The organism is Nonomuraea sp. NPDC003560 (assembly GCF_042878785.1).
In the GTDB taxonomy this organism is placed as follows: Bacteria; Actinomycetota; Actinomycetes; order Streptosporangiales; family Streptosporangiaceae; genus Nonomuraea.
Window position 1 is genome coordinate 324,559 of sequence record NZ_JBIAOF010000003.1, and the last position, 14,087, is coordinate 338,645.

General features: G+C 73.9%; 10 protein-coding genes. 5 read left to right on the top strand and 5 right to left on the bottom strand.

Going from position 1 to position 14,087, the window contains the following annotated elements; all coding sequences use genetic code 11:
* Positions 1-44: 44 nt before the first annotated feature.
* On the bottom strand, positions 45-1,103 hold the full coding sequence (thrC, locus tag ACFYUV_RS12450) for a threonine synthase (protein WP_364324843.1): 1,059 nt from the start codon (positions 1,101-1,103) through the stop codon (positions 45-47).
* A 236-nt stretch (positions 1,104-1,339) separates the two neighbouring features.
* On the opposite strand from thrC, the gene ACFYUV_RS12455 reads away from it, so the two are divergent.
* Positions 1,340-2,728: a glycosyltransferase gene (locus ACFYUV_RS12455; protein ID WP_387668033.1), complete on the top strand. Its 1,389-nt coding sequence runs from the start codon at positions 1,340-1,342 to the stop codon at positions 2,726-2,728.
* 49 nt (positions 2,729-2,777) lie between these two features.
* Here the strand turns inward: ACFYUV_RS12455 and ACFYUV_RS12460 are convergent, their stop codons facing one another.
* On the bottom strand, positions 2,778-4,424 hold the full coding sequence (locus ACFYUV_RS12460; protein ID WP_387668035.1) for a glycosyltransferase: 1,647 nt from the start codon (positions 4,422-4,424) through the stop codon (positions 2,778-2,780).
* Positions 4,421-5,491, bottom strand: a complete 1,071-nt coding sequence (locus ACFYUV_RS12465; RefSeq protein ID WP_387668038.1) for a family 2 glycosyl transferase — start codon at positions 5,489-5,491, stop codon at positions 4,421-4,423. The genes ACFYUV_RS12460 and ACFYUV_RS12465 overlap by 4 nt, the downstream gene beginning before the upstream one ends.
* Positions 5,492-5,726: 235 nt before the next feature.
* Here ACFYUV_RS12465 and ACFYUV_RS12470 point away from each other — a divergent pair, with 235 nt between their 5' ends.
* The 4 genes from ACFYUV_RS12470 to ACFYUV_RS12485 are packed head-to-tail and all read left to right on the top strand — an operon-like array spanning position 5,727 to position 11,384.
* The gene (locus tag ACFYUV_RS12470) at positions 5,727-6,164 is read left to right on the top strand and encodes a hypothetical protein (RefSeq protein ID WP_364324855.1); all 438 of its coding nucleotides are present in this window, start codon (positions 5,727-5,729) and stop codon (positions 6,162-6,164) included.
* Complete coding sequence (locus ACFYUV_RS12475) at positions 6,161-7,657, top strand: glycosyltransferase (protein ID WP_387668041.1); 1,497 nt, start codon at positions 6,161-6,163, stop codon at positions 7,655-7,657. The genes ACFYUV_RS12470 and ACFYUV_RS12475 overlap by 4 nt, the downstream gene beginning before the upstream one ends.
* Positions 7,654-9,711: a glycosyltransferase gene (locus ACFYUV_RS12480; RefSeq protein WP_387668043.1), complete on the top strand. Its 2,058-nt coding sequence runs from the start codon at positions 7,654-7,656 to the stop codon at positions 9,709-9,711. The genes ACFYUV_RS12475 and ACFYUV_RS12480 overlap by 4 nt, the downstream gene beginning before the upstream one ends.
* The gene (locus ACFYUV_RS12485) at positions 9,708-11,384 is read left to right on the top strand and encodes a glycosyltransferase (RefSeq protein ID WP_387668046.1); all 1,677 of its coding nucleotides are present in this window, start codon (positions 9,708-9,710) and stop codon (positions 11,382-11,384) included. Before ACFYUV_RS12480 ends, ACFYUV_RS12485 begins: the two co-directional genes overlap by 4 nt.
* Positions 11,385-11,400: 16 nt before the next feature.
* Here the strand turns inward: ACFYUV_RS12485 and ACFYUV_RS12490 are convergent, their stop codons facing one another.
* Together ACFYUV_RS12490 and lysA are read right to left on the bottom strand one after the other, a co-directional pair.
* Positions 11,401-12,690, bottom strand: coding sequence for a homoserine dehydrogenase (locus ACFYUV_RS12490; protein WP_364324867.1), 1,290 nt, complete (start codon positions 12,688-12,690; stop codon positions 11,401-11,403).
* Positions 12,687-14,027, bottom strand: coding sequence for a diaminopimelate decarboxylase (lysA, locus tag ACFYUV_RS12495; RefSeq protein WP_358283916.1), 1,341 nt, complete (start codon positions 14,025-14,027; stop codon positions 12,687-12,689). Before lysA ends, ACFYUV_RS12490 begins: the two co-directional genes overlap by 4 nt.
* Between the last annotated feature and the right edge of the window lie 60 nt (positions 14,028-14,087).

Here is a 14,087-nt window from a genome sequence, read left to right on the forward strand (position 1 = left end):
CGATTCACGGTTCTCTCGTCGTTCGCTCACTCCCCGTGCGCCTCTCAGGCGAGGTTGAGCGCCGCGGCGGCGGCGTGCACGTCGATGGGGATGACCACCGGGGCGGGCGCGCCCGAGATGGCCCAGTCGGGGTCCTTCAGTCCGTTGCCGGTGACGGTGCAGACGATGCGCTGCCCGGCCTCCACGAGCCCCTGCGCGTGTGCCTGGAGCAGCCCCGCGACGCTCGCCGCCGAGGCCAGCTCCACGAACACGCCCTCCTCCTGGGCCAGCAGCTTGTACGCCGCCGCGATCTGCCGGTCGGTCACCGCCTGGATGACGCCGCCGGACTCGTCGCGGGCCGCGGTGGCCAGGTTCCAGGACGCCGGGTTGCCGATGCGGATGGCGGTGGCGATCGTGTGGGGGTGGGTCACCGGGGCGCCCTCGACGATCGGCGCGGCGCCGCTGGCCTGGAAGCCGAACATGCGCGGACGCTTCGTCGAGACGCCGTCGTCGGCGTACTCCTGGTAGCCCATCCAGTAGGCCGAGATGTTGCCGGCGTTGCCCACCGGGATGCAGTGGATGTCGGGGGCGTCGCCGAGCGTGTCGACGATCTCGAACGCCGCCGTCTTCTGGCCCTGCAGCCGGAACGGGTTGACCGAGTTGACCAGCGCGATCGGGTAGCTGGAGGACAGCTTGCGGGTCATCTCCAGGCAGTCGTCGAACGACCCCTCGACCTGCAGCAGCGTGGCCCCGTGGACGAGCGCCTGCGCCAGCTTGCCCATCGCGATCTTGCCCTTCGGCACCAGCACGGCGCAGGTCAGCCCCGCGCGTACGGCGTAGGCCGCCGCGGAGGCCGAGGTGTTGCCGGTGGAGGCGCAGATGACCGCCTTGGCGCCCTCTTCGACCGCCTTGCTGATGGCCATGGTCATGCCGCGGTCCTTGAAGCTGCCGGTCGGGTTCGCCCCCTCGACCTTGAGATAGACCTCGCATCCCGTCAGCGCCGACACGCGGTGCGCCGGGACGAGCGGGGTGCCGCCTTCGAGGAGAGTGACGACGGGCGTCTTCGTGGTGACCGGAAGACGCTCTCGGTACTCCTCGATGAGGCCACGCCACGACCTGCCCATGATGACTCCCTACCTGCGGTGTTGGCCACCGAGTGTACGGGGTGCGCGGCGCGGGCGCGGAGCCGAGTCCACTGAGTGGACAGGTCGTTGGACAGCGCCACTATTCAGGAAATTCTCAGCATCTCCCGATAAGGTCTCGGCAGGGGGTCACCATGAACGCGCGTCCTGCTTTGAGGCAGAACGACTATTCACCAGTAGTGCCGCCGGAGCTCGGGGCCTGGTCGCCGGGGTTGTCCGTGAGCGTGGTGATACCGGCGCACGGCGGGCAGGACAAACTCGACCTGACGCTGGCCGCGCTGGCCGCGCAGACGTACCCGGACCATCTCATGGAGGTCCTGGTCGTCGACGACGGAAGCGCGCCGCCCATCCGGCTCCCGGAGATCCGGCCGGTCAACACCAGGATCGTCCCGGTACGCGACGGCTGGGGCATCTCCAACGCGGTCAACACCGGCGCCAAGGCCGCCGACGGGGAGATCATCCAGCGGCTCGACGCCGACATGGTCGCCTGCCGCGAGCACATCGAGGCCCTGGCCCGCTGGCACCACGTGACCGACTACCTGGTCACGATCGGGATGAAGAAGTTCGTCGAGGCGCCGCCGGTCACCGCGCGGCAGGTCTTCCGCGCCGAGCGCCTGGACGAGGTGTTCGACCTGGCCGGGGCCGTGTCGAGCTCGACCGAGGCGACGATCGAGAAGACCGACGGGCTGCGCAGCAGCCGCAACCCGTACCACGTGTGCACCGGGCCGACCTTCGCCCTCCCCCGCGAGGTCTTCGACGCCGTGGGCGGGCTCGACCCGACCGTGGTGCGCGGCGAGGACACCGAGTTCTCCTACCGGCTGGCCATGCACGGCGTGGTGTTCGTGCCCGACCTGGCCGCCCAGGCGGTGCACCTCGGGCTGCCGGCGCAGCACCGCGACCGGGAGCGGGCCGTGCGGGCGGTGGAGCCGTACCTGGCGCACCGGATCCCGCTCCGCCGGGACCTGCGCAAGGACCGGGGGCGGCGGTGGCTGGTGCCGTACGTGGAGATCGTGCTGGACGTCACCGACACCTCCGAGTCGGTGGTGCGGCGGGCGGTGACGGCGGCCCTGGACGGCAAGCTCCAGGACGTCGTGCTGACGCTGGTGGGCCCGTGGTCGCGGCTCGACGACGGGCGGCGCGCGGTGTTGTCGGACCCGTGCTTCGAGCTGCGGCTCATGCGCGACCTGTGCGCGCACGACGAACGCATCCGGCTCATCGACGAGGCCGCCCCGACGCCCGCGCCCACGCCGTTCCGCTACCGGGGGCCGGTGGACGTGCCGCTGCACCGGGCGACGCTGGAGCGCATGGTCGAGTCGGTGCAGAAGGACCTGACGGGGGTGCTCGTCGTCGATCTGCCCGACGGGCGCACGGCCCGGCTCGAACGCGCCTCGGCGCTGGGCCGGGCGCTGCTGCTCGCCGGTCCAGGCGCCGATCTCGACGAGGTCATCGACGCCACGCACGGCGTGCGTCACGAGCCGCCGGACCGCTACTGGCCCGCGCCGCCGCAGCCGGAGCCGGTCACCATCCCCGCTACGGTCGCGGTCCCGGCCGAGTCCGCCGAGACCACCCTGTTCAGGCGGCTGAAGTCGGCCCTGCGCCCGAACTGACCGCCGCCCGCGGGACGCGGTCGGCCGCGCCAGCGGCCCAGCGCCCATTTCATCGCAGGCGGCGGCCCAGCGCTCGTTTCATCGTGGCCGACAGCAGGGTGCGCAGGCTCTGCTGGGCGCGGTTCGCGGCGGCGAGCTGGCGGCGCAGGGTGCTCACGTCGCGCCGCAGCTCGACGGCCGTCCTGCGCCACCGGGTGGCCTCGTCCCGCCACTTGGTCACCTGGGCGCGCAGGCGGTCGGCCTCCGCCGCCAGCCGCTCGGCCTCGGCCCGGGCCTCCAGCCGCGCCCGGTACGCCCCGCGCCGCCCGATCAGCGGCGCCGCCTCCGTGGTGAACCCGTAGGTCTCGCCCTCGACCCAGGACACGCCGGACACGGCGTCCACCACGTCGTCGAGGTCGCCGGGCTCACCGGGCTCGCCGCCGGCCACCATGCGGGCCCTGGCGAAGGCCGAGCGGCGTTCCAGGCGGGCCGCCACGACACCGTGCGAGGACTCCCGCAGCAGCACCGCGACCAGGCCGAGGCCCTCGTCGCGGGCCAGGTCGAGCAGCCGGGCGAGGGTGTCCTCGCCCGGGATCCAGCCGGGCGGCAGGCGCAGCACGAACGGCGTGGCCGGGTCCAGCTCCTCGGAGGCGGCCAGGCGCACCCGTCCTTCGTGCAGGTAGTGCCCGTGGACCAGGGCCAGGTCGAGGCCGGGGTCCTTGAGCGGGGAGCGGCGCTCGCGGCCCACCTCGTCCCAGGGGCCGAGCAGGAGCACCGACAGGTCGGGAACGGTCCCGGCGAGCAGGGCGTCCACGGTCGCGCGCACGCTGTCGTAGCCGGCCGTGCCGTCCACGACCGCGGTGACGTACGGGATCTTCCACTGGCGGGACGGATGGGAGCGCAACCACCGGTACGCCGGGATGCGGTCGGCCACGAACGCGTGGCTCACCCGGTCGATGGACTCCTTGTCGCGCATGCGCATGGTCGGGCCGAGATGGTAGGCGCGGGCGCGCGGCTCGGGCACGAACACCGCGCCCGCCTGGCTCAGCCGGTAGCCCATCTCGGTGTCCTGGCCGAGGATCAGCTCGTCGTCCATGGGGCCGGCGGCCTCGATCAGGCGGGCCCCGACCGAGGTCGCGCCGCCGACGTGCAGGCTGAAGGGACGCTGGGGGTTGGCGGTGAGGCCGTCGGTGCGCTCGACGAGGTCGACGATCCAGGCGTGCGGCTCGGCCGGCTCGAAGTGCTCCTCCAGGTCGGCGGGGAGCTCGGCGGGCAGCTCCGCGTCGGTGAACCTGATGTAGCCGGTCACCACCAGGTAGGGGGCCGTGTGGTGCCAGCGCATGTGGGCCTCGATCGCGCCCGGGGTGAGGACGACGTCGGAGTCGAGCCAGTGGATCACGTCGCCGGTGGCCTCGGCCAGCCCGGCGTTGCGGGCGTTCGCGCGGCCGGGCTGGTCGCAGACGATCAGACGGGCGCCCTCGGGACGGACGTCGGGCAGCCGCAGGGGCGGCACGCTGCCGTTGTCCACGACGATGACCTCGGTGAGCGCGGCCGGGTAGGTCTGGCGGGCGAGACCGGCCAGCACCAGGTCCAGCTTCTCCTGGCCGCCGTAGGCCGGGATGATCACGCTGACCGTGAGCGACGGGGTGAGGTCCTCGGCGGGCCGCAGCACGCGGTAGTCATTGCCGCGCACCGGCGGCGTCTGGCCGTTGTTCATGCGGTTTCCATCAGCAGGCTCGGCCGGAAGCCGTGCCATTGGTTCGTGGCGATTCTGACGAAATGGGCCAGGGGCAGCTGCCAGGTGTGCTCCTCGGTGAACCCCCTGCGCAGGACGTAGCCGAGGCCGTGCGTGCGATAGACGCGCGCGCCGATCTTTTGCGCCGCTTTCACGAACTCAAGATCGACCGCACGCGGAAGAGCGGGAAATCCTCCAATTTCCCGAAATTTCGCGCTTTGGAGCAAAATGGTGCCTCCGGCTACGTGATCCGCCCAAACCTCGCTAGGGTACGCCGCTCCGCTCGCGAACGTCGTCCGCCGGATCGTGGCGCGCAACGGCTCCAGGTAGAAGAACTCGGCCGTCGTGCCCACCACGTCGGCCCCCGCGTACGAGCGGGCCATGAGGAGGTCGGACAGGTGGCCGGGGCCGTACCAGTCGTCGTCGTCCCACTTGGCGAGGTAGTCGCCCGAGGCCAGGGCGGCGGCCCGGTTCAGCACCTCGCCGAACGGCACCGTCCCGGCCGCCTCGACCCACCTGACGGGCAGCGAGCACGCCTCGACGGCCGCGCGCACCTGCTCGAAGGCCACCCCGTGCAGCCCGAGCAGGACCTCGGCCTCGACGCCCCGCTGCCGCTCCATCTGCGCCAGCGCCGCGCCGACCAGGGCGGGCCGCTTGGTCGACATGACGATGCTGACCGTCGCGCGGGCGGGCCGGTGGACCAGGCGCCGCAGCCGTACGCTGTGCTCCTCCCGCCGCAGGTCGGCCAGGCAGCGCGCGGTGCCGTCGGCGGGCGCGGCGAGCCAGTCGCGGTCGGTGAGCAGCGCGGCCAGGTCGCCCGGCACCCACGCGGGGGCGTCCTGGGCGGTCAGCGGGATCCCGGCGCCGGCCAGCTCCGTCAGGCCGTCGAGCGGCACCGGCGCGGCGGGCCAGTCGATCTCCAATCCGCGCCGCGAGCGCAGCGCGGGCACGTCGGGCGGCCCGCCGTCCACCTGCCAGCCGTCCGACCAGTGCAGCCGGGCGAACCCCTTGCCCGGCGTACGCGTGAAGCCGCAGGGGGTGACGGACATGGACGATGCTCCTCGACCGGACGGGACTGGATCGGCGCCTACCTTACGCCCGTTTTTACACGTCAGTAGACAGACAGGCAGCTTTCGGGTGGCGGACGGCATGAGCCCCGAGGCCGGGTTCCCAGTTTTCCTCCAGGAACATATGGCACGGTAGTGGTCAGGGTTTATTAGGGTGGCAATAATCCCGCCCATCCTCCTATGCCCGACTAGTCGTGACTATGAAAGGTTTGCGCGGATGCTCTCGCCCCGCCGACTGGCAGCGGCCGCCGCACTTCTCGCAGTCGTCGCCGCCGGGGTGCTCGCCCTGCTCGTCCTGGCCGGCCTGCTCACCCTCGGCGCGGCGGCGGCCGTCGCCGCGTTCGCGGTCACGCTGGCCGCCCTCGCCCTGCTGCTGCTCACCGTCCGCCGCGTGGACGGCAAGGCGCACCGGATCGACCTGCGCATGAAGAAGCACGAGGCCGAGCTCGCCCGTGCGACGACCGCGGTCAAGAACCTCGAATCCCGGCTGGAACTGCTGGTCCAGGCGGTCGAGGAGTCGGCCGCGCGGCGGGCCGACGACATCGGGGCGATCCTCGCCTCGCTCGGCGAGGACCGCGTGAACGCCATGACCAGGGCCCGGGAGGTCGAGGAGCTGCGCGAGGAGGTTCGCGCGCTGGCCAAGGGCCTGGCATGATCCGCGTCCGGCACAACGACTACGGGGTGCTGCGCCCGCCCGCGATCGGGGACTGGACGCCCGAGCTGCGCGTGTCCGTGGTCATCCCGGCCTATGACTGCCAGGAGGCGCTGGAGCGCACGGCGTCCGCGCTGGCCGCGCAGACCTACCCGGCCGAACTCGTCGAGATCGTGGTCGCCGACGACGGCAGCACGCCGCCGATCGAGCTGCCGGGGGCCCGCGTCGTACGGGTGACCGACGGCTGGGGACGCGGCGCGGCCCGGCAGACCGGGCAGCTGGCCGCCATCGGCGAGGTGATCCACTGGCTGGACTCCGACATGATCCTGGCCCCCGACCACCTTGAGGCGCACATGCGCTGGCACCACCTGCTCGACCACGTGGTGGTGATCGGCGACATCCGGTTCGTGACGGCCCCCGGCGAGGATGGCACGCGCCCGGAGTACACGCGTAAGACGCTGGAGTCGACCCGGATGCTGAAGGACGCGGGGACGAGCGCGTACCTGCTGCACACGGGGGCCTCCACGTCGGTGCGCGCCGAGCTGCTGCGCGCGGCGGGCGGCGTGGACGCCTCGCTCAACATGGCCGAGGACACCGAGCTGGGCTACCGGCTGGCCCAGGCGGGGGCGGTGTTCGTGCCCGATCCGCAGGCCAGGGCGTGGCACGTCGGGCCGTCCACGGTGATGCTGCGGGAGAAGGAGGTCCACCGGCACAACTGGTCCTACCTGGGCGATCTGGTGCCGGATCTGCGCTGGCTGCGCGGCCATCCCCGGCGCCACTGGCGGGTGCCGTACGTGCGGGTCGTGGTGAGCGCCACCACGTACGAGGAGACCCGGGCGAGCGTGGACGCGGCGCTGGCGGGCACGCTGCCCGACGCCGCCGTCACCGTCGTCGGGCCCTGGGGCCGGCTGACCGGCGAACGCCGCTCCAGCCTCGACGACCCGCTGCTGGACCTGCGGCTGCTGCACAACCTGTACGCCCACGAGCCGCGCGTCACGTTCGCGGAAAGCGAACCGGTCACCGCCGCCCCCACCCCGTTCCTGTTGCGGCTGCCCGCCGGCTGGGTCCTCGGGGCCGACACTCTCGCCCGGCTGGTGCGACTGGCCGACGAGGACGTGCTCGGCCTGCTCTGCGTCGCGCTGGCCGAGGACGCGGACGGGGTCGTGGCCGCCCGGTTGGAGCGCACGGCCGCCTTCGCCCGCGCCGCGCGCTTCGACGGCCCCGCCGACGACCTGGTGGACGAGCTGTTCGGCGTCCTGTGGGTCGAGGGCGGCGAGCACGGCTTCGGCACCGCCGCCGACCCACCGCCGCTGGGCGGCGACCCGGCCAAGTGGCGCGCCCTGGCGGCCCGGCGGCTGGCGGAGACCAAGGAGCTGCGCGACCAGGTCGACCGGCTCTCCGCCGAGGTCGAGCGCCTGTCCCGCGCGCAGGAGCAGGAGGACCCCGCTCCCGGGCCGCTGAGCTCCCTGATCCGGCACCTGCGGAGCGCCGGATGAGCGCCGAGCGGCGGACGGTCACCGCGTTGCTGGCTGAGCTGCCGGACGCCCGGGTGTTCCTGGCCGGCATCGAGAGCCCCGCCTTCCCGGCCGACGGCGAAGGCGGCGAGGGCGGCGAGGGCCGCGCCGGGCTGCCCGCCGGCGCCGTGGACCTGGACCGGGACCTGCTGGAGCCGCCCGCCGAGCCGGAGTCGGCCGACCACGTCCTCGTGCTCGCCAGGACGCCCGCCGACCTGCGCAGGGTGGCGACCCTGCACAAGCTGCTCCCGCTGGCGGGGCGGGTGGTGGTGTGCGTGCTCGACGCCCCCGCCTCGCACCCGGCCCCCGTGCCCACGCCGACCCCCGCGCACCGCTGGCGGTCGCTGACGGACCTGCGGGTCTACCAGCCCAGGAGCCGGGTGTGGGTGGTGGACGCCCGCTTCTCGGCCGCGACGCCCGCCGGCCGCACGGTGACCGCCACCGCCCGCGCCTTCGCCGGTCACCGCCTGGACGTGATCGCCGCGCCCGCCGCCGGCATCGCCGGGATCGGCTCGGCAGACTGGCGTCCCGGCGACCCGAACGCCACGCCCGCCGAGGTGGGCGGCCCGGTCCCCGAACGCGTCGGCGCCCCCGGCAGCGACGTCGTGCTCCGCACGCTGGGCGACGTCGCCCTCCGCGGCCTGGCCGGCAACGCCCTGCGCCCGCCGGGCGACGGCCGCGCCCCGGACGCGTCCCCGGCCCTGACGCCGGACGGGTCCGCCGAGGCGGGCGGGATCGGCTGGGCCGGGGATCAGGCGCCCGTCGAGCGGCCCACGATCGTCGCCGCGAGCTGGGAGAGCATCGGGCGTCCCGGCGGGGCGGGGTCGCCGCTGGCCGACCCCGACGTGCTCGGCGAGCCGTCGATGGTCCCGCCCGTGGACGAGCGGCTGGTGAACCCCCAGGGGTTCGTGACCACGCCGTCCCGGGGCATGGCCGCGCTGGCCGAGCGCGACGGCCGCTGGTCGGTGCTGCTCGACGGCAAGGTCGTCACGACGTTCGCCGAGTCGGGCGGGGTGACCGACGCCGACGTGGCCAGGCTCCGGCAGATCCGCGGCGTCGAGGTGAGCTGGCAACATCCGCACAGCGGCCCGCTGGCGGCCGTGCGGGTGCTGGCCGGTCTGGCCGCCGCCGGGGTGCCGCTGGTCACCGGAGCCGTGCCGCGCTGGGCGGGCGCTCTCGGGGACGAGCTGGTCGCGCTGCTGCCCGCCGCCCCCGACCTGTCCGACGAGCTGCGGCGCGAGGAGCACAGCATCCGGCTGCGCCGGGCCGCCCTGCGCACCCATGGCGTGGCGGCGCGGTGGGAGCAGCTCGGCGCGCCCGCCCCCGCTCCCCCGCTCACCTCCGTCCTGCTGGCCACCCGGCGCGCCGACATGGTGCCGTTCGCGCTGCGGCAGATCGCCCGCCAGCGCGACGCCCAGCTCGAAGTGGTGCTCGCGCTGCACGGCGTCCCCCGGGAGCACCCGGACGTCGCCGCCGCCCTGGCCGGCTTCGGCGGCCCGCTGACCGTGTACGAGGCCGACCCCGCGGCCGTCTTCGGCGAGGTGCTGAACGAGGCCGCCGCCCGGGCCTCCGGCTCGTTCCTGCTCAAGATGGACGACGACGACTGGTACGGCCCCGACTTCCTGGCCGACCTGCTGCTCGCCCACGCCTACTCGGGGGCGCAGGTGGTCGGCACGGTGCCCGAGTTCGTCTATCTGGCATCGATCGACGTCACCGTGCACCGCAGCCAGGTCACCGAGCAGATCACCAGCTTCGTGGCGGGCGGCACGATCCTGGTGGAGCGTTCGGCGTTCCAGGCCGTGGGCGGCTTCCGGCCGCTGCGCCGCTCGGTGGACACCCAGTTCCAGGAGGCCCTCCAGGCGGCGGGCGGCCAGATCTACCGCACCCACGGCCTGGGCTACATCCTGCGCCGCGGCCCGGCCTCCGCCCACACCTGGCAGGAGCCCATCGGCACGTTCCTGCGCCGCAACCGGCGCCAGTGGCGCGGGTTCCGCCCGAACGCCCTGATGGAGCTGGAGGGGAGCAGCCGCCCATGACCGTCCCGCGCATCCGTGGCAACGACTTCGGCGTCCTCGACCCGCCCGAGCTGGGGGCCTGGGAGCCGGAGCTCGCCGTCACGGTCGTCATCCCGGCGCACGACCGCCAGGAGACCCTGGACCTGACGCTCGCCGCCCTGTCCGCGCAGAGCTACCCGGCGCACCTGCTCGACGTGATCGTGGTGGACGACGGCAGCGCCACCCCCATCCGCCTGCCCGCCCTCGCCCCGGGCGGCACCAAGCTGATCTCCAGCCCGCCGGGCGGCTGGGGGCGCGCCTGGGCCGTGCAGGCGGGCCTGGACGCCGCGGCCGGCGACGTCGTCCTCGTGCTGGACGCCGACATGGTCCCGCACCGGCGGCACGTCGAGGCCCAGCTCCGGTGGCACCACCTGGCCCCGTACGTGGTGGTGCTGGGCTGGATCGACTTCACCTCGGGCGCCGAGCCGCCCGCGCCGGAGCAGGTCGTCCAGGCCCTGGAGGCGGGCGCCGAGGACGGCCTGTTCCCGCTGTCACCGCACCGGCACGACTGGGCCGAGCAGATCATCCACGACCACGACGGCCTGCGTACGGCGTCCGGCGCGACGGCCGCCCGCGTGCACGTGGGGGCCACGGCGTCGTACCCGGCGGCGCTGCTGCGCTCGATCGGCGGCCTGGACACCTCGCTGGTGCTGGCCGAGGACACCGAGCTGGGGTACCGGCTCGTCCAGGCGGGGGCGGTGTTCGTCCCGGACCCGCAGGCGCGGGCGTGGCATGTCGGCCTGCCGACCGCGATGCGCGACGTCGCCGCGTTGAAGCGGTACAACGACCCCTACGTGGCCGACCGGGTTCCCTACCGGCGGTATCTGCGGAGGGATCCGGGGCGGCAGTGGCTGGTGCCGTACGTGGAGGCGGTGGTGCCGGCGGGCGGCTACGAGGACACCCGCGCCACCGCGGACGCCCTGCTCGCCTCCTCCATCCCCGACGTGCGCCTGACCCTCACCGGCCCCTGGCCCGCGCTGCCCACCGGACGCCGCTCGCCCCTGCGCGACCCCGACCTGGACCTGCGCCTGCTCAAGGCCACCTTCGAACACGACCCGCGGGTCCCCCTGGCCACCGAACCACCCACCGGCACGACGGCCCCCTTCCGGCTGACCGTGCCGCCCGGCTGGACTCTCTCCCCCGGCACGCTGGAACGCCTGATCGCGCACCTGGACGAGCACGACCTCGGCAGCCTGTGCCTGGCCCTGGACGAGACCCCGCAGGGCGTGGTCGCCGCCCGCCTCGACCGGACGGCCGCCCTGTCCAGAGCCGCCCTGGTCGCCGCCCCCGGCGACCACCCGGACGACCTGATCGACGCCCTGTACGGCCTGGAATGGGCGGACGGCGCGTCGTGGGGCCTGCGCCGCCGCCCCGACGTCTACCCGCCGCGCCGGCCGCCGGTCGCGGAGCTCGCCCTGCTCACCGCCCGCCACGAGAAGGAGCTGACCCTCCACCGCAAGCGCGTCGCCGCCCTGCGCGCCGAGATCGCCCAGCTGCGCCGGGAGGCCGCCAAGAACGGCAGGGACGCCTCCCGCTGGCGGGATAAGGCCGAGAGCTGGCGGCGCGAGGCGGTGCGGCTGGCCCGCGAGCAGGACCGCACGGTCCTGAAACGGGCCGTGCGCCGCGTCCGCGACCTGGCCTTCCCCGCCCACTGACCGGGCGGGGCGGGCGTCAGTCGTCGCCCTCCACGCGCATCACGCCGGCGACCGCGCGGACGATGTCGAGCTCGCGCAGCCCCTCCATGGTCGCCGTGAGGGCCGCGTCGGTGGCGCGGTGGCTGACGATGACGAGCTGGGCGTCGTCGCCGTGCCCCTCCTGGCGGACGGTCTGGATGGACACGTCGTGCTTGGCGAACAGGTCGGCCACCCGCGCCAGCACGCCGGGCTTGTCGGCCACGTCGAGCGCCACGTGGCAGCGCGTGACCGTGTCGCCCATCGGGTGGACGGCCAGGTCGGCGTAGGTGGACTCCTCGGGCCCGTGGGTGCCGGCCAGCCGGTTGCGGCCGACGGCCACGAGGTCGCCGAGCACGGCCGAGGCCGTCGGCGCGCCGCCGGCGCCCTTGCCGTAGAACATGAGCTGCCCGGCCGACTCGGCCTCCACGAACACCGCGTTGTACGCCTCGCGCACCCCCGCCAGCGGGTGGGTGCGCGGGATCATCGCCGGGTGCACCCGCACGCCGAACGAGCGGCCGTCGTCGGAGCGCTGGCAGATGGCCAGCAGCTTGATGACGTAGCCCATGGCCTTGGCGGAGGCGACGTCGGTGGCGGTGATCTCGGTGATGCCCTCGCGGTGCACCTTGTCGGCGGTGACCCGGCTGTGGAAGGCCAGGCCGGCCAGGATCGCGGCCTTGGCGGCGGCGTCGAAGCCCTCGACGTCGGCCGTCGGGTCGGCCTCGGCGTAGCCGAGCGTCTGGGCCTCCTCCAGGGCGTCGGTGAAGGACGCGCCCGAGGTGTCCATCTTGTCGAGGATGTAGTTGGTGGTGCCGTTGACGATGCCGAGCACGCGCTTGACGTGGTCGCCGGCCAGCGACTCGCGCAGCGGGCGCAGCAGCGGGATGGCCCCGGCGACGCTGGCCTCGAAGTAGAGGTCGCCGCCGCCCCGGCGGGCCGCCTCGTGCAGGGACGAGCCGTCCTCGGCCAGCAGCGCCTTGTTGGCGGTGACGACCGACTTGCCGCGTTCGAGGGCGGCCACCATGAGCGTGCGGGCCGGCTCGATGCCGCCGATCACCTCGACGACGATGTCGATGTCGTCGCGGGTGACCAGGGACTCGGCGTCGGTGGTCAGCAGCGCCGGGTCGACCTCGATGTCGCGCTTGCGCCCGAGCCTGCGCACGGCCACGCCGGCCAGCTCCAGCGGTGCGCCGATGCGCGCGGCCAGGTCGTCGGCCTGCTCGTGCAGGAGCCTGATGACCTGCGAGCCGACGACGCCGCAGCCCAGCAGAGCCACTTTCAGCGGTTTCACAGCTGCCCCCTCAACAGGTCGTCCTCGGTCTCGCCCGCCACGATCACCCGGGCCGCGCCGTCGGCGACGGCGACCACGGCGGGCCTGGGCAGGTAGTTGTAGTTGCTGGCCAGCGAACGGCAGTAGGCGCCGGTCGCGGCGACGGCGACCAGGTCGCCGGGCGCCAGGTCGGCGGGCAGGTGGAAGTCGCGCACGAGGATGTCGCCGCTCTCGCAGTGCTTGCCGACCAGGCGGCTGAGCATGGGCGCGGCGTCGCTGGCGCGGCTGGCGAGGGTGGCGGTGTACTCCGCGCCGTAGAGGGCGGTGCGCACGTTGTCGCTCATGCCGCCGTCGACGCTGACGTACGTGCGCAGCCCCTCGACGTCCTTGACCGTGCCGACCTCGTAGAGGGTGATGCCGCCCGGACCCACGATGGTGCGGCCCGGCTCGACGGTCAGGCGCGGCACCGGCAGGCCGGCGTCGGCGCAGACCTTGGTGACGATCTCGCGCAGGCCGTCGGCCAGCTCCTTGATGTCGGGGGCCTCGTCGCCCTCGACGTAGGCGATGCCGTAGCCGCCGCCGAGGTCGAGCTCCGGCAGGACGACGCCGTGCTCGTCCTTGATCTGCACCAGCAGCGTGGCCAGCCGTCGCGCGGCCACCTCGAACCCGGCGGTGTCGACGATCTGCGACCCGATGTGGGAGTGGAGGCCGACCAGGTCGAGCTGCGGCAGCGCGAGGATGCGGCGCACGGCCTCGGCGGCGGCGCCGGTGTTGAGCGACAGGCCGAACTTCTGGTCGTCGTGGGCCGTGGCGATGAACTCGTGGGTGTGGGCCTCGACCCCGGTGGTCACCCGGATCATCACCTTGGGCCGCTTGCCGAGCTGCTCGGCGAGATAGCCGAGGCGGGCGATCTCCTCGTAGGAGTCGACCACGATGTGCCCGACGCCGCACTCCAGGGCGCGGGTCAGCTCGGCCGTGGACTTGTTGTTGCCGTGGAGGGTGATGCGCTCGGGCGGGAAGCCGACGCTGAGCGCCACCGCCAGCTCGCCGCCGCTGGCGACGTCGAGGCCGAGGCCCTCGTCGGCCAGCCAGCGCACGATCTCCTTGCACAGGAACGCCTTGCCCGCGTAGTGGACCTCGGAACCCTGGAAGGCCGTGGCGTAGTCGCGCATGCGTGAGCGTACGTCGGCCTCGTCGAGGACGTAGAGCGGCGTGCCGAACTCGCGGGCCAGGTCGCGCACGTCGACGCCGCCGACCGTGAGCGTGCCGTCGGTCCGGGTCGACGTTCGGGGCCAGATCGCGGGGTCGATCCGGTTGAGGTCGGCGGGCGCCATCGGGGGGCGCTCGTGGGGCAGCATCTCGGCGTGCCGGTCCCCGGCTGGATGGACGAAGCTCACCCGATCGAGGCTATCGGAACC